The following is a 22,092-nucleotide window of genomic DNA, read 5'->3' as shown; positions in this document are numbered from 1 at the left end:
CATGCGCATATGGAATGCTCAAACAGGTGACTGTTTACATACTTTAGAAGGTCATGATGTTAGTTCAGCAGTATTTAGTCCGGATGGTAAACAGATTCTATCAGCATCAGATGATAGAACCATGCGCATATGGAATGCTCAAACAGGTGACTGTTTACATACTTTAGAAGGTCATACTAGTGATGTGAATTCAGTAGCATTCAGTCCGGATGGCAAACAGATTGTATCAGCATCAGATGATAGAACAGTACGCATGTGGGATACTGATACCGGTGCATGTCTGTATACATTACAAGGTCATGATGAGTATGTTAGTTCAGCAGTATTTAGCCCGGATGGTAAACAGATTCTATCAGCATCAGATGATAGAACCATGCGCATATGGGATGCTGACACCGGTGACTGTTTACATACTTTAGAAGGTCATACTAGTGATGTGAGATCAGTAACATTCAGTCCGGATGGCAAACAGATTGTATCAGCATCATATGATAAAACAGTGCGGTGGCAAAATTATAAAAAGTGGTTAAAGCAATGTCCTTATGAGCTTATTCAATTACTTGATAAAGCACGTATATCTTGGCAGGAAAAAACAGCTTATCAGCCGACAGAAGATGATCAAAAGATTATTGATAGATATGCTCAATGTGCAACATTTGCATTGCTCAAAGATAAACGTTTATTCAGTGAAAAAAATAGTTCAACTATTCAATTTATTATTGAATTTATCGTAAGGGACGGTGCATCATAATACCACTAAACCAGCCCAAGCTTGCGAGCACTACCCATAAATTACTCAGGCCATAGCTCATGAGTGGCAATGGGATTCCTACAATAGGTAGCAATCCAAGAACCATAAAAATATTAATATACGTCGATAAAATAATATGAATTATGAGGCCCAAAGCTAACAATTGAATGTTTGCATCATCAATTAAGCTGGTCTGGGATAATAAACGCAGAAAAAGCACAAGGTAAAGTAATAGCATGCCTATTGCTCCAAAAAAGCCCCATTCTTCTGCGATTACAGCAAAAATAAAATCGGTGCGGCTTTCGGGCAAGAATTGAAAAATGTTTTGTGTGCCTTTGCGATATCCTTTGCCGAAAAGACCACCTGAGCCGATAGCGATTTTTGATTGTTCAATTTGATATCGCTCTTTGTGTGCTTCTCCTTCACCTAAAAAGACCAGAACCCGTTTTTTTTGATATGGTTTTAACATGCGCCAAGAAAGTGGGGCGGAAACAAGAGCTAAAAGTAAAAAAGATATCATCCATTTTTTTTTAAATCCTGCATGCAATAATAGAATGATTCCTGATAATAAAATTAAAATAGCGGTTCCCAAATCCGGTTGCTTGAGTACCAAAATAACGGTAATAAAAAGCATGGTGATAATAGGTGCGAAATCTTGAAATGTTTTGTGTTTATCGTGATGTGTATAAAAATAGTAGCTGATAAATGCGGGCAATAAGAGCTTGCAAAGTTCCGATGGTTGTAACTTTACAAATCCAAGGTTAATCCATCGTTGCGCACCCATGCCGATACTGCCTTTTATGATGGTAAATAGTAATAATGCAATTACGGTAAAATAGGCAAAATACCCATAACGCATTAATGTGCGATAATCGCATGTAACAGCCAATGCATAAATGAGTAAACCTGAAAGTAGGCCCAATAACTGTTTTTTGAAAAAAATTGAATATGGTTGTTCGGGCATATAGGTTGCACTCATGACAAAAAATAGTCCAATTAATCCGAGTGAAATGGTAATGCAGAAGCTGATCCAATCAAAATGTAGTGTGAAATTTCGCTTCAATGAAAGCATGTGGTATAACCTTTATGCGTCTGTTATTTTTGTCTAAAGGTAGCAATGTTTATTGCATTGTTGCAAGCTATAAAAAAAGGAGAAATAGGACATGTTATTATTTGTTGTTTATGCAGGTATTATTTTTTGCGCAAGTGTAGCTTCAGTTGTTGCCGGTTTTGGTTTTTCTACTATAAGTTTGGCTATTTTGTCATTGTATATGCCATTTCAAGTTGCTTTGTTATGCGTTGGTATTTTGCACCTGTTAGTGAGCTTGTATAAAGTTATTGCTTTCAAAGGTGCATTTAATCGTATCAGTTTTTTATTTATGAGTGGTGGTATTTTGTTTAGCTTTATTGCTGCGCATTTTATTGGCCATCTGCCTATACCAATGCTTAAAAAAGGTATGGGGCTATTTTTGATAGTTTATCCTGTTTTTGTTTTATACAGACCTCAGATGCATTTGCCTTATAATCCATCAATTGCATTTTTGGGCGGATCATTGTCAGGTATTTTTGCCGGTTTAATCGGTATGGGTGGAGCAATTCGATCATTTTTTTTAAGTTTATATAATTTACCAAAAGAGATGTTCATTGCAACGGGTGGATTGATTGCTTTGGCAGTTGATGTTACACGTTTATCGGTGTATCTATATTCATTTGATGTTAATTTGACTCAAATAGGCCAATTGTTGATTGTTGGATTACCGTCATTAATTTTTGGATTTTTGATCGGTAGGCAGGTACTGCTTTATATTCCGCAACATTATTTCCGCCTCTTTGTTTCATTCGCTTTAGCATTGGTTGGTGTGAGTATATGGATGACGCATTAAGCCGCGTCAAGCGTGCAGGTTTGTTGAGCTTCTTTGATGAGTTTATTAATTTCATCAGATGAATAACCTAATGATTTTAATAAATTTTTGTTTTGTTCGACATCACGACATAACACGAGTCCGTGCTTTAAAAACAGTTTTTTTTGTTTGTTTGTTAAATTTACCAGTGTTGTGATGGGATAAAGTTTATATTGAGCGATGAGATCTTTTATGCTTTTATGTATTGGGAAATTCCAGCTTAATAAATGCATGCCGACACATTGAGCATAACTTATTGCATCAGCAGAAAAATTGGTGTTGGTAGCAACCCAGGCTTTATGTATTGTATGGGTATCGTCATAGAAGCCTTTATCTAATGCTTTTTTTATATCTTCAAAGCGTGCTTTGACATATAATGGGATTTTGATGCTAGATTTATAGCGTTGTTTATTGTGAAATTTGCATTCAATCATAAAGTGATTTTCACCTTTGCTTGCAACTACGTCAAGTTCATGCGTTACACAAAAGCCTTGTGCCGTAATGTTAGTTGTTACTTTATATCCTTGAGCCTGAAAAATAGTACCGATAAACTGTTCAAATGAATAACCGGCAGGTCCAAGACCCAATAATGCTTTTTTCAGATTATAACGAGATGCCATGCCAATATGTATCTCTTTGAGTTTACCAAGAGCAATGGCAAAAATTTGTTGTGTGTTTTTAATGTTAGGATATTGTTGCTTGATCTTATCCATGACTAAATAGATTGTGTTATCATCGGCACCTATTTGTTGTAATGAGCGAATGATTTTTTGCTCATTAAAAGCTTCTTTTTGTCCCGATACTTTTTTTATAAAATGTGTCATGAGTCGTTAGGCATAAGTTTGTTGTATACTGATCCTAATAGCCATGCGTAAAGGTAGGTGTATAAAAAACTTTGAATAATGCCACTTACAAAACCGGCCAGCGGTACGCCTATAAAGGGTAAAAATAGATCTGCTGTGCGTAAATAACAAAGTGGCGCCCATAATTGAATCATTTGAATAGGAAAAATTTTAACTAATAAAGCACCAATTGCATAAAAAGTTGCTGTTGTAGCTGCTGCGGCAAAGGCGAGTTGATGAGTATAGCATTTCATAATCGTTTCCTTTTTTTATTTATTATACAAGCAAAAAAAGAGGCGAGTAAACAGTTGAGCAATTTAAAGGTGTTTTGTTAATGTTTTTTTTCAATTAACTCTTGTTGTATGAATTTTTGTATAAAAATACGTACATAGCCATATGCGGATAAAAGCGTAAGCGCTATGCTTATTGTAAGCAAAATAAGCTCAATTTGTTGCCATATATGCTCAGTTGAGTTTGTAGTTTTTTGATAGGGGTTTAGGATTATCCAGGTAATTAATGCCATTATAGATGCGGTTTTTAGTTTGCCAATATAACCAACGGGGACTGAAAAACCATGTTCTAATGCAATCAAACGTAATCCCATGATAAATAGATCTCGCCCGATAAAAATAATAACCCAAAAGAAATATATTTTATGTACTGTAAGTAATGCAATGAGGGTAGAAGTGGTTAAAAATTTATCAGCAATATGATCAAGAGCTGCGCCTACACGACTTGTTTCATTATATTTGCGTGCAAAATACCCATCCAAGAAATCGGTAAAGCTTAATGCAACAAATAGAAATGCCAATACTGAATTGATAATAAGATTGTTGTAGGGTAAAAAGTAGACCAATAATAAAGGCAAAACGAGTGGTGAGGTTATTAATCTTATGAGAGTGAATATGGTTGCGGTTGAAAACAGTTGTTTTTGCATAGAGTTTTTGATCCTTAATAGATTATATAAGTTTAAGCATTAGGTCGATATTTGCAAGAAATTGTTCATTTTTGTTTTTTTAAGATTGCAATTTTTGATCAAAAAGAGATACTAAGCGCTCTTTTATAGTTAAAGCATTTAATAAAGGATAAAGTATGCGAGCGATAATTCAACGAGTAAAAAAGGCGTCGGTTACGGTTAATAATGAAGCTGTAGCAGGTATAGACAAAGGTTTATTGGTTTTTATTGGTATAGCACATAATGATACAGTTGCCGATAGGGCATATCTCATTAATAAAATAGTAAAACTACGAATATTTGAAGATCTGGATGGCAATATGAATCGATCAATTACTGATGTTGAGGGTGAAATATTATTGGTTTCGCAGTTTACTCTCTATGGTGATGTTAAAAAAGGCAATAGGCCTTCATTTATTCAAGCAATGAAGCCGGATGAAGCTAAAAATTTTTATCAGCAATTCGTTGTAGAATTTCAGTCTGAATATGTGAAAGTTGAAACCGGTATTTTTCAAGCAGATATGGATGTTGCGTTGATTAATTCAGGGCCGGTGACTATTTTAATTGATTCGCATAAAAGTATTTAGATTTAAAAAAATTCAAATTGTATATTTAAATAATATTTCTTTATGTAGAGCATTTGTGATTTTTGCTCTATGCCAGTATAATGAAGATTCTAACTTGAAATTCAGGAGGAGTTTCGTGAGGTGGATAATTGCAGCAAGTTGTATGCTTTTGAGTTCTTTGGCATATACACGTGGCGATGAATTGGCAAGTTCGGAATATCGCCGCCCTCCCTATACTTCGTTACAAGTTACTGATATTTTTGGTGCAGCACAATTAATAAAACATCTTTTGGCACATTCGCATGAATTGAAAGAACTATTGGAAGATCCCATGGATATTTTTCGGGCGACTATTTTTGTGGGAACTATTGCTGCTGTGGTTAAAGTAACTTTGATGGGGGTGCAGTCGTTGAGTTTTAAATTGCCGGAATTATTAGCACGAATGTATAAATTGAGTAGTTCTTGGTTAAAGAAGAAGCTACACATACCTGAGGGCTTTGATGTGGATCAGTTGATTATGTGTGAGCAGATGTTTGAGCAGAGCATGATTACTTTGTGTGAGCAACGATTGCCAAATAATGAAGAAGCTGTTTTTCAAGAGCATTGGGATTTTCAGCGTCAGTATGTACAGGACTTGCTTTATTATATTGTTGGTTTTTTGCTTGCACATCAGCAATACTATCGTGTGAAACAGATTGAGAAAAATAAAAAAGGGATATTAAGTACGCATGCAATTGATAATACAACAGATCATATTTGTTTTATGGTTGATGCATTGGTTCGTTCATTGAGACATGTTATTAAGGTGTGTCAACACTGTATAGATATACAGAAATTTGACGAAATACACATACAAAAAATAGCGAGTAATATTCTCGTATTGTTCAAGCAATTACGTAGAATAATAGATGGGGGATCAGCTTTACAAACAGAGTATCAAGATTTTAGTAGTTTTGGGCAACAAGCGTTTATGCCACCAACACATTTTTTTGATGTTTTAAAATAGGAATTTGTTTATGATGAAAATGAAATTAGCATTAATTGGAAGTTTGGTATGTAATCTTACCATGGTTGGATTTGATGATATACCTATTGGCTCAACTGTTCAAGTGGCCTTTGCACAAAAAGGCCATATTGATATGAATTGTGCGCAGATTAACAAAGAGATTAACACAAATGCATGGGTAAGATGTGTCGCCAAAGGCGCTGTCGGTGTAACAATGCTTGCTGCATGTTGCTTATTATTCAAAGATATAACTTTTACAACCGGTGTACACTTAAATAAAATACAAGAACAAACATTAGAAAATAAGGCGGTACTGCAGATTGTAATAAGTAAATTTCCCGACTTGTTTAAAGATAAAAACCTTGCTGAGTTTGTGACAGACAAAAAAGAAGGATGGGGAAGCACCATTTTAGGATTTGCGACCGGATTTGCTTGTAATACAGCGTTTGGCTTTATATATAGTACTATAAAGTCTAAAGTTTTTTATGATCAAACGATTCAATGGTTTGTGAAAGACAAAACGATGTTGCCTCGAATTTATGAAGAAATAAAGACAGTTAAAACTGATATAGATTTTCTTAAACAAGGGAAGCATGTTATTAGCAAAATTCAAGCAGATAGGTATGTTAATATGCTTGTTGGTTTGCATAATAACATAGTAGGGCAACTTGAACAGGTAATTGCATACTTACGGTATAAAGTTACAGCATTGAATTTGAAATTAACTGATATACAAGGTAATGTATGGATTGCGGATTTCTTATTTGCACGAATCAATGCAGTTGCACAAAAATTATATGATGCAGAACAGCTTTATGTAATGCAACAAAAAGAGGAAGAGCGTGTGCTTACTATTTGTCAGATGTTCGATACTATTGAGCAGTTTAGTTTAGAATTAAATAGTTCATTAGGGCAGTTTGCTTTGTTAGAGCAGAAAATACAGGATGAAAATGATAATTAATTCACCTTACGCAAAATTATTTTTTACTTTTTTCACAAAAAGACTGTGTGATTTCAGAAAAGTATCTTTATAATAGTTGCATATTCTCTCTTGTCTTCTCATTCCTCTTTTCATCCTGAGTGATTTTACGAAGTAAAATTGTATCGAAGGATTCATTAATAATGATTTTAAAAATGGTCTCCTGTTGGGAGGCCATTTTTATTGTATAATGCAACTTGATTGAGCTGTGTATGCGAGCATTTTATTTAAAGTTTGAGCATTAGTTTTATCTTTTTCAAATGATATTCTTTTTTCTATAAATTCTGCAATTGAGATCATTTCAATATCAGAAACTTCTTTTGTTGTGCCATCGGAACGTTTATATAATTTTTTTCCTTTTTCCCACGGCAACATTATGCTGTTATCGCGATCCCATAATGCTTGAAATGCTGGAATATTCCCTTTTTGAATAGCGTAGTATATGGGAGTTTGGTGTATTCTGGAAAGGCTTGGATGTATATGCTTACCATCTTTGATTATTGTTTTTTTTTGAATAATAACAGTATAGGTGCTTTGTGTGAAAAGATTGAGTCCGCATATTTTGTGTATCATTTGATTTCGGTTTGCAGTTGTTCCAAGGGCCAATGCATATTCAATTAAGGTTTGATAGGTATTAATATTTTTTGAATTATCGGTAGTAGTGTGTACTTTGTTGATCACTAAAGGTGATAAGAGAGTATTGAATTCATCCCATTGGTCACTGCAGATTGCAGCGCACGTTTTTTTCCATATATGAACAAGTCCGGGAGTTAATTTTTTGATATGTTGAGTTGGATGATTACATTCAACAGTAAATTTGGGAGGTTGATCAGCACCATAGAGTGAGATTGTATAAAAGATAAGCAACAAGCAAAAAGAAAGCATGTTCATATTAATCTCCTTTTTATATTGTTAATGTTATTGCATAACTTATGCCTCTTGTAAAGAGTATATATATATATGGGATGTTCAGGATGATAAATAATGGCACTTTTTTGATTTATACGTATACTTTTAGTTAGTTGATTGCGCATTATAAACATTATGTACTCGAATATATCTCTATGGCAAAACCAAAAAAATTAACTCCTTTGATGGAGCAATATTTCGATATTCGTGAAAATTATCCTGATATGTTACTCCTTTTTCAAGTGGGTGATTTTTATGAGCTATTCTTTGATGATGCAAAAAAAGCTGCAGCATATTTGGGTATTGCGTTAACTAAACGTGGTAATCTGAATGGTGAGCCGATTCCATTATGTGGTGTTCCGTTGCATGCATTGCAACATTATCTTATTAAATTGGTGCGTGGCGGTTTTAAAGTTGCTATTTGTGATCAATTGGAAGAAGCAACTCCCGGCAAGGTGGTTGAGCGTGGAGTAACGCAAGTATTAACACCTGGGACTTTAACTGACACGCAGCTGTTAGATGCAAAATCAGCTTCATATTTATGTTCATTCTTTCCCATGCAAGATTCATGGGGTTTGTTATTTGGTGAAATTTTAACGGCGCAACTGTTCGGAACCGTGATTCCTGCAGATGATAGTAAAAAATTAGAAGCGGAAATTGCGCGTTTTATGCCGGATGAAATTATTTTACCGCATACTGCATCGGGTAAATCATTTATATCATATTTCAAAAAACTTGGTTATTTCACTTCACTTGAGCATAATCGAGATGATATTGATGGCAAAAAAGAGTTTGATGGTTGGGTTGAAAAGCAGTTACATAAAAAAACACAAAAGGTGTTAACTGAGCGTTATTCACTCAAATCTGCCATGCACTCATTTTATACATATTTGCATAAAAACAATAATCAAGCGCTTTCGCAATTTAATGCAGTTCAATGTTATGATGCGGATGATTTTTTGGTGCTTGATGCGGCAACACAACGCAATTTAGAACTGATAAAAAATAATCATGATGGATCAAAGAAAGGTACGTTGTTTAGTGTGCTGGACAAAGCAATTACACCAATGGGTTCACGCATGATAAAAAAATGGATTACACGTCCATTGACAAAGCTTGAGCAGATTGAACAACGACAAAAAGTAATTGCGCTTTTTTGTAAACAAACAGCATTAGTTGAACAATTAGCGCCGTACCTAAAAGAGATTGGTGATGTTGAGCGGGTAATTGGGCGTATTGCATTACGGCGTGCACAGTTACATGATTTTCTTGCATTGAAAAATGCGCTTGAAGTTTTGCCTAAGATTACCCAATTATTACAAGCGTATGAGAGCGATGTTTTATTACAAGTAATCATGTCGTACATTATTGATTTTGCTGCATTGCATCAACTGTTACAAGCATCTATACATGACGATCGTGATAAAGATTGGTTGATTAAACCACAATTTGATCAAAACTTAGATCATCTACGTGGATTAGTTGAGCATAGCAATGATAAACTGTTGGAACTTGAACAACGTGAAATTGCCCAAACCGGTATTTCATCACTTAAAATCAGATATACCAGTGTACAAGGTTATTATATTGAAGTGACCAAAGCAAATTTGCATGCAGTTCCGGAGCATTATGTCCGTCATCAAACATTGGTTGGTAAAGAACGCTATGTTACGGTTGAGCTGCAACGGTTGCAGGTTGAGATCAATGAGGCAAAGCGGAACATTGGCACTGTTGAAAAAGAGATTTTCGAACGGATAAAATCTGAAGTAGAATGCAAAATTAATCCATTGCGTAAGTTAGCTCATGCATTGGCTCATTTAGATGCACTATTCGGTTTTTCATGTGCAGCATCAGATTATGATTTTATACAACCGACATTTAATGACCATCGTACTATTGCTATTGAAGCCGGACGACATGCCGTTGTGCAAACAACTTCACAAAATCCTTTTATTCCAAATGATACATTACTTGATGATAATCAATCGTTATGGATTATTACCGGTCCGAACATGGGTGGTAAATCAACCTACCTGCGTCAAGTTGCACATATTTGTATTATGGCGCAAATCGGTTCATTTGTTCCGGCTGATAGTGCAAGTTTGAGCTTATTGGATCGTGTATTTACTCGTATCGGTTCAGGTGATCATTTAACTGAAGGTAAAAGTACCTTTTTAGTTGAAATGGAAGAGACTGCAACTATTTGCACGCAAGCGACTGATCGAAGTTTGGTTATTTTAGATGAAGTTGGCCGTGGCACCAGTACATTCGATGGACTTGCCATTGCACAATCGGTTATTGAATATATCTATAAAAAAGTGCAAGCACGTTGCATTTTCGCAACGCATTATCATGAACTGACTCAATTGGAGACAATATTTCCCGGCATTGTAAGTTATCATGCAGCAAGCAAAAAAACAGTAAATGGGATTACCTTTTTATATAAAATAAAACGTGGTGTTGCTGATGGTAGTTTTGGCGTACAGGTTGCAAAACTTGCGCAATTACCAAAAGAGGTGATCGATCGTTCTCAAGAACTGTTGCAACTGCTCAAAATAAAAGAAGAACAACTGGCGCAACATATTGGTGGCAATGCAGATAATGATATTACAGATTCTTATGTGCGATTAAAAACTGAATTTGATTCTTTAAAAAATGCGTATAATCAATTACAAGAGCAGAATAAACAATTAGCTTCATTTGCCAAAACGATGCAAGATATTAACTTTGATGAACTGTCTCCTAAAAAAGCATTTGATTTATTGTGGCAGATGAAGGGATGATAGATATTGTATCAACAAATTCTTTATTATTAATTACTCATATCAAATCTTACCTTGAATATTCTAAATTTGCTAAAGTATAATTACTTAATTCAAAATGAAGAGGATAAAGACATGATACTTTCAGCAGATGAAATAAAAAAAGCATTAGATAGAGGTGATATTGAAATTAACCCATTTAATGCATCGCACTTAGGGTCAAACAGTTATGATTTACATTTGCATAATGAACTGTTGGTATATAAAGATCGTACATTGGATATGAAAAAAGATAATAACACTGAGCGCATTCAAATTCCCCAAGCTGGCTTTGAGATGCAACCGGGTAAAATCTATTTGGGGCGATCTAAAGAATGGACTGCAACAAATGTATATGCACCAATGCTGGAAGGGCGTTCATCAATTGGTCGATTGGGATTATATGTGCATATAACTGCCGGATTTGGCAATATAGGCTCAAGTGGTTTTTGGACATTAGAATTGAGTTGTGTGCAGCCATTGGTGATTTATCCTGATGTTGCTGTTTGCCAAATATTTTTTATGACCGTGCAAGGGGCAAAAACTTTATTTCCTGAAAAAAATAAATACAAAGATGCAGATGATATCCAAGCCAGTAAGCTTTGGCAGGAGTTTTAAATTATTTGCTTTACATGTTTTTTTAGTATCTCTATGTGTAAATGTTACTGCTATCATATAAAAATAAATAATTAGCAAACTGAATATATTTACTATGATTAGTTACGAGAAGCCATTAAGCTTAATTTATGCTAAATAAGCTGGACCAAATGGATATATATGCTAAACTATCTATATACCTAAAAAAAATCCCAAAAATTAAGTTATAAATGTAGTCTATTCAATTAGGAATGTGCATGAAAGCTCAAATGCCAGAAAAATTCGCGATATTTGCCACAGGTGGCAAACAGTATCAAGCCGTTGAAGGTAAAACCTTAGCTATCGAAAAAATCGATGGCGAACCAGGTGATATGCTTGAATTCAATGAAGTTTTGTTTTATAAAAATGGAACTGATTCATTTGAATTCGGTCGTCCACACCTTGAAAAAACAATCAAGGCTTCGATTATCAAACAGACAAAAGACCCAAAAGTGATCATCTTTAGGTTCAAACGTCGTAAAAAAGTACGCGTTAAAAAGGGTCATCGTCAACCAAAAACGGTTATACGTTTTGAATCAGTTTAATTGATTCTTGATATATAAAATTTAAAAAAAGAAACGTTGTAAAATACGTTTCTTTTTTTTTTGTTTTTGTTATATAATGCCTTTGCAATTAATTAGATTGTTAAACGCATTATAATAAAAGGATGATGTATTGTGGTTGTAAAAAAATATCTGTTATTTAGTTTGTTGTTATCTATGTGTGTATATGCAGATAATGGGGATACTCCATCTCCAGATGTGTCACAGGAGAATCAACCGACTGCAAGTTTAAGCAGTGTTGAGCAATCAAATGCATCTACGGTTGTAAATGCACCAGCGTTAGATTCATTGGAGCAATTAGCCGTTGAGGAATTGAATGCTATGGCAGAGACACCTTTGTTGTCGAATGTAAATGAAAATTCAACTGAATCAAAAGCTGAAAAATGGGCAAAAAGTGAGTTTTCTCAAGCATTACAACAAGCCGGATTTAGTGCAGGTGCTGCGGTGTTGCTTTTGAATAATTCATTTGGTAGGATTGCACTTCTTGGTTTTCTTGGATATAAATCAGCTAAAAATTTCAAAAAATGTTTTGATACCAAAGAAAACCGTAACCAGAATATGGCAAAGGGTTTTAGTTATTTAGTTGCTGCTTTGCTGTTGAGTCAAGATGGTTATAAATGGATATTGAGTCATAGTGTATAATTTTTTGTATTAGCTATTCGGATAACAAAAAACCTCGCAATCAAATGCGAGGTTTTTTGTTAGTCAATATACTTAGTCATATAGAGCTATTACTTTTACGTTTTCAGCTCCATGTGTTTCTCTCAAAGTTTCTATGTCTTTAGAACTAGCATATATTTTATATGTTGTATTTTCCGGTGTAGATATTTCTAACTCTGCATAGCGTGCGTAGGGTGATACTAAACCTTCCTTACGAAGAATTTTTCTTGGAATTCTCCTTACAGGGTTTATCGTAATTACTTCCGGCAGATCTTCATTTTCTGAACCAAACATTGCCATAGGGCTAAGTAAAAATGCTAACATGAGTATTTTCTTCATAATTATTCCTTTTTTTAAAGATTAATACTACTCAATTTGAATTCATTTTTTTTGTGCTGTTTTTAAAGCCATCATAAGCACAGCAATTTTTTTAGGATCAATAGGTGCATCCGGATTTCTTAATGCCGATTTTTGGAAGGCCGGATTATTTTCATTTTCAAGTAATTTTGCTTTTACAGTTTCTTTTCTTTCTTCGTCACCTGATTTAGCTATTATTACACGGGCTTGGAGACATTCTATATACTCTTTACCTTTACATAACTTTAAAGGAGTAGAAGCCCATGCATTCCAATATGCAGTATCAGATGGTTTGTCCATAGCACTGATTTGAGTAATAATGCCTAATGAGCAAAATAAGGCTAATAGAGTGATATTCTTCATGTTTTGTCCTTCGATATAGTTTCTAATTTTCTTAGTCTTCGACAATTTTTATTAGATACTGTTCTTTTTCTTCATCATTCATATCGGCTGTTTCAGCTTCAAGTTTATTACTCTCTTCTGTCGTTAGCTCAATAAAATCGTCGCGTTGCTCTTCTGGTAGATCTTCAGCGATTTCTTTTATAAGTGCTCTTATTATTTGCCACTCATTATAACCTTTACGATCAAGATCATCTAATACTTTGAGTATCTTTTCAGAGCTTTTTTGTTCCTGTTTATCTGCGGCATATAATTGGCCTGATATAGCAACTAATAATGAAAACATTATCATTTTCTTCATTGTTTCTCCTTAATTTTTATTAGATACTGTTCTTTTTCTTCATCATTCATATCGGCTGTTTCAGCTTCAAGTTTATTACTCTCTTCTGTCGTTAGCTCAATAAAATCGTCGCGTTGCTCTTCTGGTAGATCTTCAGCGATTTCTTTTATAAGTGCTCTCATTATTTGCCACTCATTATAACCTCTACGATCAAGCTCATCTAATACTTTATCATCGAGTAATATTTGCCACTCCTTATGGCCTTTACGATCAGGATCATCTAAGAATACTTTGAGTATCTTTTCAGAGCTTTTTTGTTCCTGTTTATCTGCGGCATATAATTGGCCTGATATAGCAACTAATAATGAAAACATTATTATTTTCTTCATTGTTTCTCCTTGTATTTCTTCAAAATGATTTACATGATTTATATTTTATACCTAATTTCATAATAGCAATTTAAAGCTTAAAGCGCAATGTTTTTATGAAAAAAAAGGGGGGGGGAGCGCGTAATAAACATCGAATTTTAAGGTGTTTTACAGGGAAGGAAAATTTTTTATTTTTTTTGCCATTTTTGAAAATAATTCAGGTGACAATAGCTTTAGGAAATTGTTTAACATAACATGAATTCGATAACTGAATAAGTATGAAATAGTCATCAATTTCACCCAAATATGTATCTATATCTCATTATATCTCACAGCAAGAATGTCATCCCAGTTCAAGCCTGGGATGACAAAAAGCAATTTGTTATTCAGGATTCGCTCTGAGCGCAATGTTGCTTTATTTCAGGTATTTTCTATTTTCGAACTCGCGTTACATAATTCAGTTTAAAACTGTAAGCTATGAAAAAGCTTACAGTTTTTTTCATAGCTTAGCTAATTTCTCCAATGCATCATTAGGGCCGGAAACAATCAGAGTTTCACCTTCACTAATAATGTATTCAGGTCCAATGGGGATAATCTCATCTTCCTGTTTGACACCGATACAACGTACATTCCAATTTTTGAAAAATTCAGCATCAGAAACATTTTTACCGATTAATCCTTTTGGTGCTTTTACATGACTGATTGAAAAATTTTTGGTCAAACGAATAAGCTCCATAAATGGCATACTTAATCGATCAGCTAAACGAATACCGATCTGTTTTTCAGGTAATATTATTTGATCGGCGCCAACCAGCTGCAACACTTCTTTGTGGATATCGTTGATAGCACGTGCGATTACTTTTTTTATTTCAAGTTTCTTTTTAAGGAGTGCGCTCATTAAAATTGATTGTGCAAAGTTTTCACCCATAGCGACAATAACGACATCCATTTCATCAATTCCGACTGATCGCATTGAAGCTTCATCAGTTACGCGCATGCAAATTGCTTGAGTAACTTTATCACGAATAGAGGCCACAATGCTTTCATTGCTATCGACCGCCATAACTTCCATGCCATTTTCAGCTAATGTTACTGCAACTTGATAACCCAAACGTCCAAGGCCAATGACACAAAATTTCATAATTTCATCCTATGTATCCGACAGAGCCTCATGCGCAAAGCCGGTAGTTTAAATTTTTTAATTAACCAAGCATTACACGTTCTTCAGGATAAGTGAATCCTTTTATTTCAGGTGTTCGTTTAAGTGCCATTTGGCGCAATGCTAATATTAGCGTGAGTGAACCAACACGGCCGATAATCATACTTAACATGATAAACAGTTTGCCGATATAGGTGAGATCTGAAGTGAGTCCCATTGAAATGCCAACATTTGCAAATGCAGAAACTGCTTCAATTAAAACTTCAAGGAATCCCCAACCGGTTTCGGTAATGAGTAAGAATAATGTGGTCATACAGATCCATGTTATTCCGAGTGCTACAATTGCAATTGCTTTATAGACTTGGTCTTCAGGTAATCTTCTGCCACGAATTTCTACGGCAGTTCTATCAGTTACTGCTGCCTTTATAGTAGCTAAAAATATAGTAATAGTAGTAATTTTTACACCACTTCCGGTAGAACCGGGCGAAGCCCCAACAAACATGATAAAAAGAGATATAAATAATGTGGGTAATGCAAGCATGCTCAATGGCATTGTAGTATAGCCGCCACTACGAAATGATGCTGCTTGAAAAAATGCATTCATTAAACGTTGAACATAACTCATTTGAGCAAAACTGTTGTCATATTCCAATACTAAAAAAACGATGGTTGCTAAGGTGAGCATGCCACATGTACCATAGAGTACAATTTTGCTATGTAATGAAAAAGTATATCGTTTTTTACGATTGAAGGATTTAATATAGTACATGATTTCACGCCATGTAATAAAGCCTAAACCGCCAATAATCATTAAAATTGCAGTGATAAGAAGTAGGGGATAGTTTGCATTAAAAAGTTCTAAACTTTCAGGAAACAAAGAAATGCCAGCATTACAAAATGATGAAATTGAATGGAATATAGAAAGGAATAATACATTTTCTTGTGGATATAAACTATATACAAGAGGATATATACATGCAGCTCCTAAAGCTTCTATCAAAATAGTAAAAGAGGTGATAAAGATAATAAGTTTTTTTACATGTTTCCATGATTCAAATTCTAACAATTGACCGGCCATAACTTGATGAGCAAATCCGAAATTTACAAATATTGAAAGTAAAAAAATGGTTAAAGTAATAAGTCCAATACCACCGATTTGCATCAAAATCATAAGAATTGTGTGGCCAAATGGCGTAAAGTTTTCAAGAGGTATGGTAAAAAATCCAGTAACGCACGCAGATGAAGTCGCTGTGAACAGTAGATCAATGAAATTAATCGGTTTTGTGCGTGCAATGGGTAGTGCTAAAGCTAAAGTTCCTGAAAGTATGGTAAAAAATACAGAAAATAAAATAATACGACCGGGAGAAAACCGCGCTAACTGTTTTGATGGGGGCATATATCACCTATTATAATCATGACCTATAATTTTGACACATTAATTTCTACAAAGCCATATTGAGCCGGAAATTAATACTATGATCAAGAGTACAAGGAGACCAAAGTAGCGGTCAATATATTTTTTTATTTGTTCTCCCCATATAGAGATAACCACGGCATAAATTAAAAAACGTGCACCGCGTGCAATAAATGAGCATAGTACAAAAGGCATAAAAGCTAATTGACAAAAGCCGGCAGTAAAAGTTGCAGCTTTATAAGGTACCGGTGTGAATCCGGCAATGAATATTGCCAAATATTCATGCTCTTTGTATAGATCACATAAATAATAAAAATCTGATGGTTTTAGTATTACATTCACAAATGGGTTGTGAATAATGCTTTGTCCGTAATATTGCCAAATATAATAACCTATTGCATAGCCGGTCATGCCACCAAGAACCGATCCAACTGTAGCTAGAAATGCATACCAATAGGCACGATCTCTACGCTCGATACAATAAATAATCAACATAGGGTCTGTCGGAATAATAAAAATAAGAGCTTCAAAATAAAAAAGAATTACCAAAATAATATCAGCAAATTTTGAATGTACTCGAGAGCCCATCCATTTATACCATGATTTAAACATAGAAATCCATCTCGATTATGAAGCTAATATTTTTTGAATATAGGGCAATATCTGGTCAATTGCAATGCGTTCTTGTTCAGTTGTATTGCGATCGCGGACAGTTATTGTTTGCGTTTCTTCACTATCAAAATCATAAGTAAAGCATAGGGGTGTACCTATTTCATCTTGTCGACGATACCGTTTACCAATAGAGCCTGAAACATCAAATTGAATGTTTGGTATTGTTTTTCTTATTTCATTAAAAACAGTACGCGCAGATTCTTCCAGCTTTTTACTCAAGGGGAAAAACGCAGCTTTGATAGGAGCGATTGAAGGTTTAAATGCAAAATAGGTGCGCGCTTCACCGCCAACGGTGTCTTCACGATAACTATCAAATAGAATAGTGAGTAATAAACGATCAGTTCCTACTGAGCATTCGATAACGTCAGGGATGACAGATGTTTTAGTCTGTTCATTAAATACAGCCAGATCTTTGCCTGAATGTTGTGTATGTTGTGTTAAATCAAAATTTCCACGATGTGCGATGCCTTCCAGTTCTTTCCAGCCAAAAGGAAAATTATACTCAATATCATCAGTTTGTGTGGAATAATGTGCAAGTTCTTCTTTTTCATGTTTATGTAGACGAAGTTTGTCTTTATTTATGCCTAACTCAGTATAGAATTGTAAACGTTTGTCTCGCCAAAATTCAAACATTTGATTGGCATCATCAGCTTCGCAGAACCATTCTATTTCCATCTGTTCAAATTCACGCATTCTGAATAAAAACTGTTTGGGTGTGATTTCATTACGAAATGCTTTACCGATTTGTGCAATGCCAAATGGGAGTTTTACTCGAGCGGTTGAAAGTACATTTTTGAAGTTTACAAAGATTGATTGAGCTGTTTCAGGACGTAGATAACCGATGTTGCTATGCGCCTCAGATGCACCGATATTTGTTTTGAACATCATATTGAAGGTGCGAACTTCGGTCCATTTTTTTTTGCCACAATTTGGACATGATTTTTCAAGATCTATATGATCAGCACGATAACGATGTTTGCATTCCACACAATCGACCATTGGATCATGAAAGTTTTGAACATGGCCGGATGCGACCCACATTGCCTCAGGACCCACGATAGATCCTTCAAGGAAGACAATTTCACCTTTGTCATTAAATAATGAATTCCGCCATGCTTGTCTTATGTTTTCTTTTAATAAGGTTCCTAAATGACCAAAGTCATAAAACCCATTTAGGCCACCGTAAATTTCAGCAGTTTGGAAAATAAAACCACGACGTTTGCATAAAGCAACAAGGGTATCAAGCGTTACGAGATTCTTTGGCGTTTCTTTCAAAATCATACTCCTGAAAAAGCCATGTTTTATTACTATTTTAGCTTGTTTAAGAATAATTGATTATTGCTTGATTTGCAAATGATCTTCAGAGCTGTCCTGGTTTTTATTTTTATTTTCTCTAAAATAAAAATAGAGACTTTTGTTTTTTTAATATAGCAGTGTAAAGTATTTCCTGTAAGGAACATAATGAATATTGGTAAATCATTGATCACCACCGTTTTGGCGGGTATATCCTTTGTCGTTTTTTGTGTAATTAGTTTGCTTTTTTATAATCTATATGATTTAAAGCGTACGGTAACATCGTTACAAACAGCACCACAAGTACAGCATGCTAGTGGAGGTAAACAAATAATTGAAAAGATTGTAGCCAAAAGTGAAGTATGGCGTCCGATTCAACAACAAGTAAAAGATACGGTGGTGCAAGTGTTTGCACAGATTTCTGAAACCGATCTTTTGCAACCATATAAAACACCTGCGCAATATTCTTCAACCGGGTCTGCTTTTTTTATTAATGAACAGGGCGATTTATTAACCAATGCCCATGTTGTAGACCAAGCAAAATCGTTGTGGATTCAAATCCCATCATTGGGTAAGCGAATTATTCAAGTAGAAGTTGTCGGGGTGAGTCCTGAACGAGATATTGCGTTAATTCGTGTGATTCCTGAAGATATAAAGGTTATTCGCAATGCATTAGGGCGCATTCCCTATCTTCCACTTGGCGATTCAGATTTAGTATTCCGATCCGATGAAGTTTTAGCACTTGGCTATCCGTTAGGGCAACAATCAGTTAAAAGTACGACCGGCGTTATTAGTGGTCGCGAACATCATTATATTCAGATGAGTGCACCAATCAATCCGGGTAATTCAGGTGGGCCACTGGTTAATATTAACGGTGAAGTTGTGGGTATTAATTCTGCGGGAGTGACTGAAGCACAAAATATTGGTTACATCATTCCAATTAATGATGCAAAAATAATTTTACCCGATTTGTATAAAATTAAACTGTTACGTAAACCGTTTTTGGGCGTCTTGTTCAATAATGCGAGCGAAAGTTTGACTGAATATTTGGGCAATCCGCAACCGGGTGGTTGTTATGTGGTTGAAGTGGTCAAAAATAGTACCCTTTATAATGCCGGTGTGCAACGTGGCGATATGATTTATGAAATTAATGGGCATCGACTTGATGTGTATGGTGAAATGAATGTGCCATGGTCAGAAGACAAAATCTCCATTATTGATTACGTTTCACGATTGGCAATTGGTGAGGATGTGAAGTTGACCATTTATCGCAATGGACAGCGCAAGGAGCTTTCGGTGAAATTTAGCCAAGCAGAACTGCCTTCTATTCATAAAATTTATCCGGGATATGAAACGGTAGATTACGAAATTTTTGGTGGCATGGTGGTCATGCAATTAACGGCTAATCATATTCAAGGCATGAGAAAAAGCATTCAAGGGCTGGCTCGTTATGCAGAAATGAAAAATCAAAAGCATCCGGTATTATTAATTACTCATATTTTTCCAACGTCTGAACTGTTCAAAACACGTAGCGTAACAATGGGTGCTACACTCAATGAAGTTAACGGAGAAGAAGTGCATACGTTGCAAGATTTACGTAAAGTCCTCAAAGATCATGCAAGCAGTAAATTTTTGACGTTATTGGTTTCAGATAATTTAACTATGACAACTGATAATGTATTTGTTGTGTTGCCAATGGATATTCTTGTTGCACAAGAGCAACAGCTATCACGTGATTATCATTATCCAATTACATCAACCGCGCAAGAAATATTAAAAAAACGTGGGTTAGCTGCACAAATACAGAATGTATCATTATAAAATAAAAACATCATTGAGAACAGAATGAAAAAAATACGACTTGATCAATTAATCCAAGAGAAATATCCGCAATATAGTCGTCGGCAGATTCAAAGTTGGATTATGCAACGTAAAGTGATGGTTGACGATAAAATAGTTGATAAAGCAGGGACGCAAGTGAGACCTGATGTACAGCTTGACCTTTCAGTTGAAGAGCCTAAATTTGTAGGTCGTGCCGGATTTAAACTGGAAAAAGCATTAGATCATTTTAATATTGATGTAGCCGGTTTGGTTGTTTTGGATGCGGGACTTTCCACCGGTGGATTCACAGATTGCTTGTTGCAACGTGGAGCAAAAGAGATTTTTGGTGTTGATGTTGGTCATGGGCAAGTGCATGAAAAAATCAGACAAAATGAACGGGTACATGTTATGGAGCGTACTAATTTGCGTTATATCACTCCTGAGACCATTGGTGTGCCGATTGATTTAATTACCTTGGATTTATCATTTATCTCAATCTTAAAAGTGATGGACGCCATTGATCAACTGCTTAAAGTTGATGGATTACTCGTTACTTTGATTAAACCGCAATTTGAGGCTGAAAAACATCAAGTGGGCAAGGGTGGTATTATTAAAGATCAAAAAGTGCATGATCAAGTGATTGAAAAGGTAACTGATGGGATTATGCAATATGGTTATGAATTGATTGGTGTTACCGAATCGCCGATTTTAGGAACTGAAGGAAATAAAGAATTTTTAGCTGCTTTTAAAAAAAGGCGGCGCTCAGATTAATCTGAGCGCCAACCAACTCATTCATGATACGCTCATGAACGGAGTTATAGGGGAGCTTGTGTTGAGTTCTAACCTCTTCATATCCATACTATCAAAATGAATTTCAGTTTGTAAATAAATAATTTAAAATTGAGGTTCGTTTACTTGCCAGTCAATGTTTGCAACAGATAAAGAAGTTATTTACACTATAGTGTATTTACATTTTGATTATTTAAAAAAAAGGAAGTTTTATGCGTTATGTAATGTTGTTTCTGGTTTTGTGCAGCAATTTTATTGTCTATTGTGCGGATGATGTGCCTAAAGTTGGCGATAAACTTCCTTCGCCTTTGGTGAAAAGATTGACCGCATTTAACGTAAATACCGATCTAGAAGAGGTAGTTGCTGTTCGAGTAGGAGATGAATGGAAATGCGGCAGATTAAAAGGTGTATTTGAAAGTAGTGCTGCAGTTTTGATAAATACAAAACATGGACAGATAATTGGTTTAAAGGAATTAAAAAATATTCCATCAACTAACGACAATGAATAAAATTAAATATATTTATATGTGCAGATAAAAACTGGACAATATAGGCGAAATCTGTACTATTTATAATACTAATTTATGCGATATGCGCCCGTAGCTCAATTGGATAGAGTGTCCGTCTACGCTTGCTATCCTTCGTAGTTTTAATGAAGGATGGATGCATTTTATCTTAGTAGCCTGAATGGGTGTATCGAAGGACAAGCTTCGCCGGACACGGCCGGTACTATAGGATTTTTTGAATGAAGTAAAGTCTAGACATTATGAGTATTTTCTGTAACATCATTAGTAAAAATTAATAATTATGTGATATGCGCCCGTAGCTCAATTGGATAGAGTGTCCGTCTACGCTTACCGTCCTTCGTAGTTTTAATGAAGGATGGATGCATTTTATCCTAGTAGCCTGAATGGGCGTATCGAAGGACAAGCTTCGCCGGACACGGCCGGTACTATAGGATTTTTTGAATG

Annotated in this window: 25 protein-coding genes; 12 read left to right on the top strand and 13 right to left on the bottom strand. The window is 35.1% G+C overall.

Going from position 1 to position 22,092, the window contains the following annotated elements; genetic code table 11:
* A partial coding sequence (locus tag WD055_06500) for a WD40 repeat domain-containing protein (GenBank protein ID MEX0849854.1) occupies positions 1–751 on the top strand: 751 nt, incomplete at its 5' end.
* Here the strand turns inward: WD055_06500 and WD055_06495 are convergent.
* A complete protein-coding gene (locus tag WD055_06495) occupies positions 726–1,823 on the bottom strand; it encodes an FtsW/RodA/SpoVE family cell cycle protein (protein ID MEX0849853.1) in 1,098 nt (365 codons plus the stop codon). The two genes, WD055_06500 and WD055_06495, sit on opposite strands and share 26 nt — an antisense overlap.
* 91 nt (positions 1,824–1,914) lie before the next feature.
* Here WD055_06495 and WD055_06490 point away from each other — a divergent pair, with 91 nt between their 5' ends.
* On the top strand, positions 1,915–2,634 hold the full coding sequence (locus WD055_06490; protein MEX0849852.1) for a sulfite exporter TauE/SafE family protein: 720 nt from the start codon (positions 1,915–1,917) through the stop codon (positions 2,632–2,634).
* On the opposite strand, the gene WD055_06485 is transcribed toward WD055_06490, so the two are convergent.
* From WD055_06485 to pgsA, 3 genes are all read right to left on the bottom strand, one after another.
* Positions 2,631–3,476, bottom strand: coding sequence for a restriction endonuclease (locus WD055_06485; GenBank protein MEX0849851.1), 846 nt, complete (start codon positions 3,474–3,476; stop codon positions 2,631–2,633). The genes WD055_06490 and WD055_06485 overlap by 4 nt on opposite strands.
* Complete coding sequence (locus WD055_06480; GenBank protein MEX0849850.1) at positions 3,473–3,748, bottom strand: hypothetical protein; 276 nt, start codon at positions 3,746–3,748, stop codon at positions 3,473–3,475. Before WD055_06480 ends, WD055_06485 begins: the two co-directional genes overlap by 4 nt.
* A 77-nt stretch (positions 3,749–3,825) precedes the next feature.
* The gene (pgsA, locus tag WD055_06475; protein ID MEX0849849.1) at positions 3,826–4,431 is read right to left on the bottom strand and encodes a CDP-diacylglycerol--glycerol-3-phosphate 3-phosphatidyltransferase; all 606 of its coding nucleotides are present in this window, start codon (positions 4,429–4,431) and stop codon (positions 3,826–3,828) included.
* Between the two features lie 155 nt (positions 4,432–4,586).
* On the opposite strand from pgsA, the gene dtd reads away from it, so the two are divergent.
* The 3 genes from dtd (at position 4,587) to WD055_06460 (ending at position 6,982) form a co-directional block, all read left to right on the top strand.
* Complete coding sequence (dtd, locus tag WD055_06470; GenBank protein MEX0849848.1) at positions 4,587–5,036, top strand: D-aminoacyl-tRNA deacylase; 450 nt, start codon at positions 4,587–4,589, stop codon at positions 5,034–5,036.
* Positions 5,037–5,151: 115 nt separating this feature from the next.
* Entirely contained in the window at positions 5,152–6,021 is an 870-nt protein-coding gene (locus tag WD055_06465; GenBank protein MEX0849847.1) for a hypothetical protein, read from the top strand.
* Positions 6,022–6,031: 10 nt separating this feature from the next.
* Positions 6,032–6,982, top strand: coding sequence for a hypothetical protein (locus WD055_06460; protein MEX0849846.1), 951 nt, complete (start codon positions 6,032–6,034; stop codon positions 6,980–6,982).
* 198 nt (positions 6,983–7,180) lie between these two features.
* On the opposite strand, the gene WD055_06455 is transcribed toward WD055_06460, so the two are convergent.
* Entirely contained in the window at positions 7,181–7,891 is a 711-nt protein-coding gene (locus WD055_06455; protein MEX0849845.1) for a hypothetical protein, read from the bottom strand.
* A gap of 173 nt (positions 7,892–8,064) precedes the next feature.
* On the opposite strand from WD055_06455, the gene mutS reads away from it, so the two are divergent.
* The 4 genes from mutS to WD055_06435 all read left to right on the top strand — a co-directional run bounded on the left by mutS (position 8,065) and on the right by WD055_06435 (position 12,551).
* Positions 8,065–10,692, top strand: a complete 2,628-nt coding sequence (gene mutS, locus WD055_06450) for a DNA mismatch repair protein MutS (protein ID MEX0849844.1) — start codon at positions 8,065–8,067, stop codon at positions 10,690–10,692.
* A 114-nt stretch (positions 10,693–10,806) separates the two neighbouring features.
* A complete protein-coding gene (locus WD055_06445; GenBank protein ID MEX0849843.1) occupies positions 10,807–11,328 on the top strand; it encodes a dCTP deaminase in 522 nt (173 codons plus the stop codon).
* Positions 11,329–11,564: 236 nt separating this feature from the next.
* On the top strand, positions 11,565–11,891 hold the full coding sequence (gene rplU / locus WD055_06440) for a 50S ribosomal protein L21 (protein MEX0849842.1): 327 nt from the start codon (positions 11,565–11,567) through the stop codon (positions 11,889–11,891).
* A 132-nt stretch (positions 11,892–12,023) separates the two neighbouring features.
* Entirely contained in the window at positions 12,024–12,551 is a 528-nt protein-coding gene (locus WD055_06435) for a hypothetical protein (protein ID MEX0849841.1), read from the top strand.
* 72 nt (positions 12,552–12,623) lie between these two features.
* Here the strand turns inward: WD055_06435 and WD055_06430 are convergent, their stop codons facing one another.
* From WD055_06430 to WD055_06395, 8 genes are all read right to left on the bottom strand, one after another.
* A complete protein-coding gene (locus tag WD055_06430; protein ID MEX0849840.1) occupies positions 12,624–12,908 on the bottom strand; it encodes a hypothetical protein in 285 nt (94 codons plus the stop codon).
* 42 nt (positions 12,909–12,950) lie between these two features.
* Positions 12,951–13,289, bottom strand: coding sequence for a hypothetical protein (locus tag WD055_06425; GenBank protein ID MEX0849839.1), 339 nt, complete (start codon positions 13,287–13,289; stop codon positions 12,951–12,953).
* A gap of 31 nt (positions 13,290–13,320) precedes the next feature.
* On the bottom strand, positions 13,321–13,626 hold the full coding sequence (locus tag WD055_06420; GenBank protein MEX0849838.1) for a hypothetical protein: 306 nt from the start codon (positions 13,624–13,626) through the stop codon (positions 13,321–13,323).
* On the bottom strand, positions 13,623–13,994 hold the full coding sequence (locus tag WD055_06415) for a hypothetical protein (GenBank protein MEX0849837.1): 372 nt from the start codon (positions 13,992–13,994) through the stop codon (positions 13,623–13,625). The genes WD055_06420 and WD055_06415 overlap by 4 nt, the downstream gene beginning before the upstream one ends.
* Before the next feature lie 478 nt (positions 13,995–14,472).
* Positions 14,473–15,114 carry a TrkA family potassium uptake protein gene (locus WD055_06410; protein ID MEX0849836.1) on the bottom strand — a complete coding sequence of 214 codons (642 nt, stop codon included), beginning with the start codon at positions 15,112–15,114 and terminating at the stop codon, positions 14,473–14,475.
* A gap of 61 nt (positions 15,115–15,175) precedes the next feature.
* On the bottom strand, positions 15,176–16,528 hold the full coding sequence (locus tag WD055_06405) for a potassium transporter TrkG (protein ID MEX0849835.1): 1,353 nt from the start codon (positions 16,526–16,528) through the stop codon (positions 15,176–15,178).
* A 39-nt stretch (positions 16,529–16,567) separates the two neighbouring features.
* Entirely contained in the window at positions 16,568–17,158 is a 591-nt protein-coding gene (locus tag WD055_06400) for a VTT domain-containing protein (GenBank protein ID MEX0849834.1), read from the bottom strand.
* 15 nt (positions 17,159–17,173) lie between these two features.
* Positions 17,174–18,499 (bottom strand): glycine--tRNA ligase, encoded by a 1,326-nt coding sequence (locus tag WD055_06395; protein ID MEX0849833.1) that lies wholly within the window; start codon positions 18,497–18,499, stop codon positions 17,174–17,176.
* Between the two features lie 180 nt (positions 18,500–18,679).
* On the opposite strand from WD055_06395, the gene WD055_06390 reads away from it, so the two are divergent.
* The 3 genes from WD055_06390 to WD055_06380 all read left to right on the top strand — a co-directional run bounded on the left by WD055_06390 (position 18,680) and on the right by WD055_06380 (position 21,630).
* The gene (locus WD055_06390; GenBank protein MEX0849832.1) at positions 18,680–20,332 is read left to right on the top strand and encodes a trypsin-like peptidase domain-containing protein; all 1,653 of its coding nucleotides are present in this window, start codon (positions 18,680–18,682) and stop codon (positions 20,330–20,332) included.
* Between the two features lie 24 nt (positions 20,333–20,356).
* Positions 20,357–21,103 (top strand): TlyA family RNA methyltransferase, encoded by a 747-nt coding sequence (locus WD055_06385; GenBank protein MEX0849831.1) that lies wholly within the window; start codon positions 20,357–20,359, stop codon positions 21,101–21,103.
* 230 nt (positions 21,104–21,333) lie between these two features.
* Positions 21,334–21,630, top strand: coding sequence for a hypothetical protein (locus WD055_06380; protein MEX0849830.1), 297 nt, complete (start codon positions 21,334–21,336; stop codon positions 21,628–21,630).
* The last annotated feature ends 462 nt before the right edge of the window (positions 21,631–22,092 follow it).

The organism is Candidatus Dependentiae bacterium (assembly GCA_040878395.1).
Lineage (GTDB): Bacteria > Babelota > Babeliae > Babelales > Vermiphilaceae > JAKBEL01.
This window is presented reverse-complemented; position numbering and strand designations above follow the sequence as displayed.

Bases quoted from the DNA above. Each gene is read 5' to 3' on its own strand.
- WD055_06495 (MEX0849853.1), bottom strand. From the start codon at position 1,823: ATGCTTTCATTGAAGCGAAATTTCACACTACATTTTGATTGGATCAGC.
- WD055_06490 (MEX0849852.1), top strand. From the start codon at position 1,915: ATGTTATTATTTGTTGTTTATGCAGGTATTATTTTTTGCGCAAGTGTA.
- WD055_06485 (MEX0849851.1), bottom strand. From the start codon at position 3,476: ATGACACATTTTATAAAAAAAGTATCGGGACAAAAAGAAGCTTTTAAT.
- WD055_06480 (MEX0849850.1), bottom strand. From the start codon at position 3,748: ATGAAATGCTATACTCATCAACTCGCCTTTGCCGCAGCAGCTACAACA.
- pgsA (MEX0849849.1), bottom strand. From the start codon at position 4,431: ATGCAAAAACAACTGTTTTCAACCGCAACCATATTCACTCTCATAAGA.
- dtd (MEX0849848.1), top strand. From the start codon at position 4,587: ATGCGAGCGATAATTCAACGAGTAAAAAAGGCGTCGGTTACGGTTAAT.
- WD055_06460 (MEX0849846.1), top strand. From the start codon at position 6,032: ATGATGAAAATGAAATTAGCATTAATTGGAAGTTTGGTATGTAATCTT.
- WD055_06455 (MEX0849845.1), bottom strand. From the start codon at position 7,891: ATGAACATGCTTTCTTTTTGCTTGTTGCTTATCTTTTATACAATCTCA.
- mutS (MEX0849844.1), top strand. From the start codon at position 8,065: ATGGCAAAACCAAAAAAATTAACTCCTTTGATGGAGCAATATTTCGAT.
- WD055_06445 (MEX0849843.1), top strand. From the start codon at position 10,807: ATGATACTTTCAGCAGATGAAATAAAAAAAGCATTAGATAGAGGTGAT.
- rplU (MEX0849842.1), top strand. From the start codon at position 11,565: ATGAAAGCTCAAATGCCAGAAAAATTCGCGATATTTGCCACAGGTGGC.
- WD055_06430 (MEX0849840.1), bottom strand. From the start codon at position 12,908: ATGAAGAAAATACTCATGTTAGCATTTTTACTTAGCCCTATGGCAATG.
- WD055_06425 (MEX0849839.1), bottom strand. From the start codon at position 13,289: ATGAAGAATATCACTCTATTAGCCTTATTTTGCTCATTAGGCATTATT.
- WD055_06420 (MEX0849838.1), bottom strand. From the start codon at position 13,626: ATGAAGAAAATGATAATGTTTTCATTATTAGTTGCTATATCAGGCCAA.
- WD055_06415 (MEX0849837.1), bottom strand. From the start codon at position 13,994: ATGAAGAAAATAATAATGTTTTCATTATTAGTTGCTATATCAGGCCAA.
- WD055_06410 (MEX0849836.1), bottom strand. From the start codon at position 15,114: ATGAAATTTTGTGTCATTGGCCTTGGACGTTTGGGTTATCAAGTTGCA.
- WD055_06405 (MEX0849835.1), bottom strand. From the start codon at position 16,528: ATGCCCCCATCAAAACAGTTAGCGCGGTTTTCTCCCGGTCGTATTATT.
- WD055_06400 (MEX0849834.1), bottom strand. From the start codon at position 17,158: ATGTTTAAATCATGGTATAAATGGATGGGCTCTCGAGTACATTCAAAA.
- WD055_06395 (MEX0849833.1), bottom strand. From the start codon at position 18,499: ATGATTTTGAAAGAAACGCCAAAGAATCTCGTAACGCTTGATACCCTT.
- WD055_06390 (MEX0849832.1), top strand. From the start codon at position 18,680: ATGAATATTGGTAAATCATTGATCACCACCGTTTTGGCGGGTATATCC.
- WD055_06385 (MEX0849831.1), top strand. From the start codon at position 20,357: ATGAAAAAAATACGACTTGATCAATTAATCCAAGAGAAATATCCGCAA.
- WD055_06380 (MEX0849830.1), top strand. From the start codon at position 21,334: ATGCGTTATGTAATGTTGTTTCTGGTTTTGTGCAGCAATTTTATTGTC.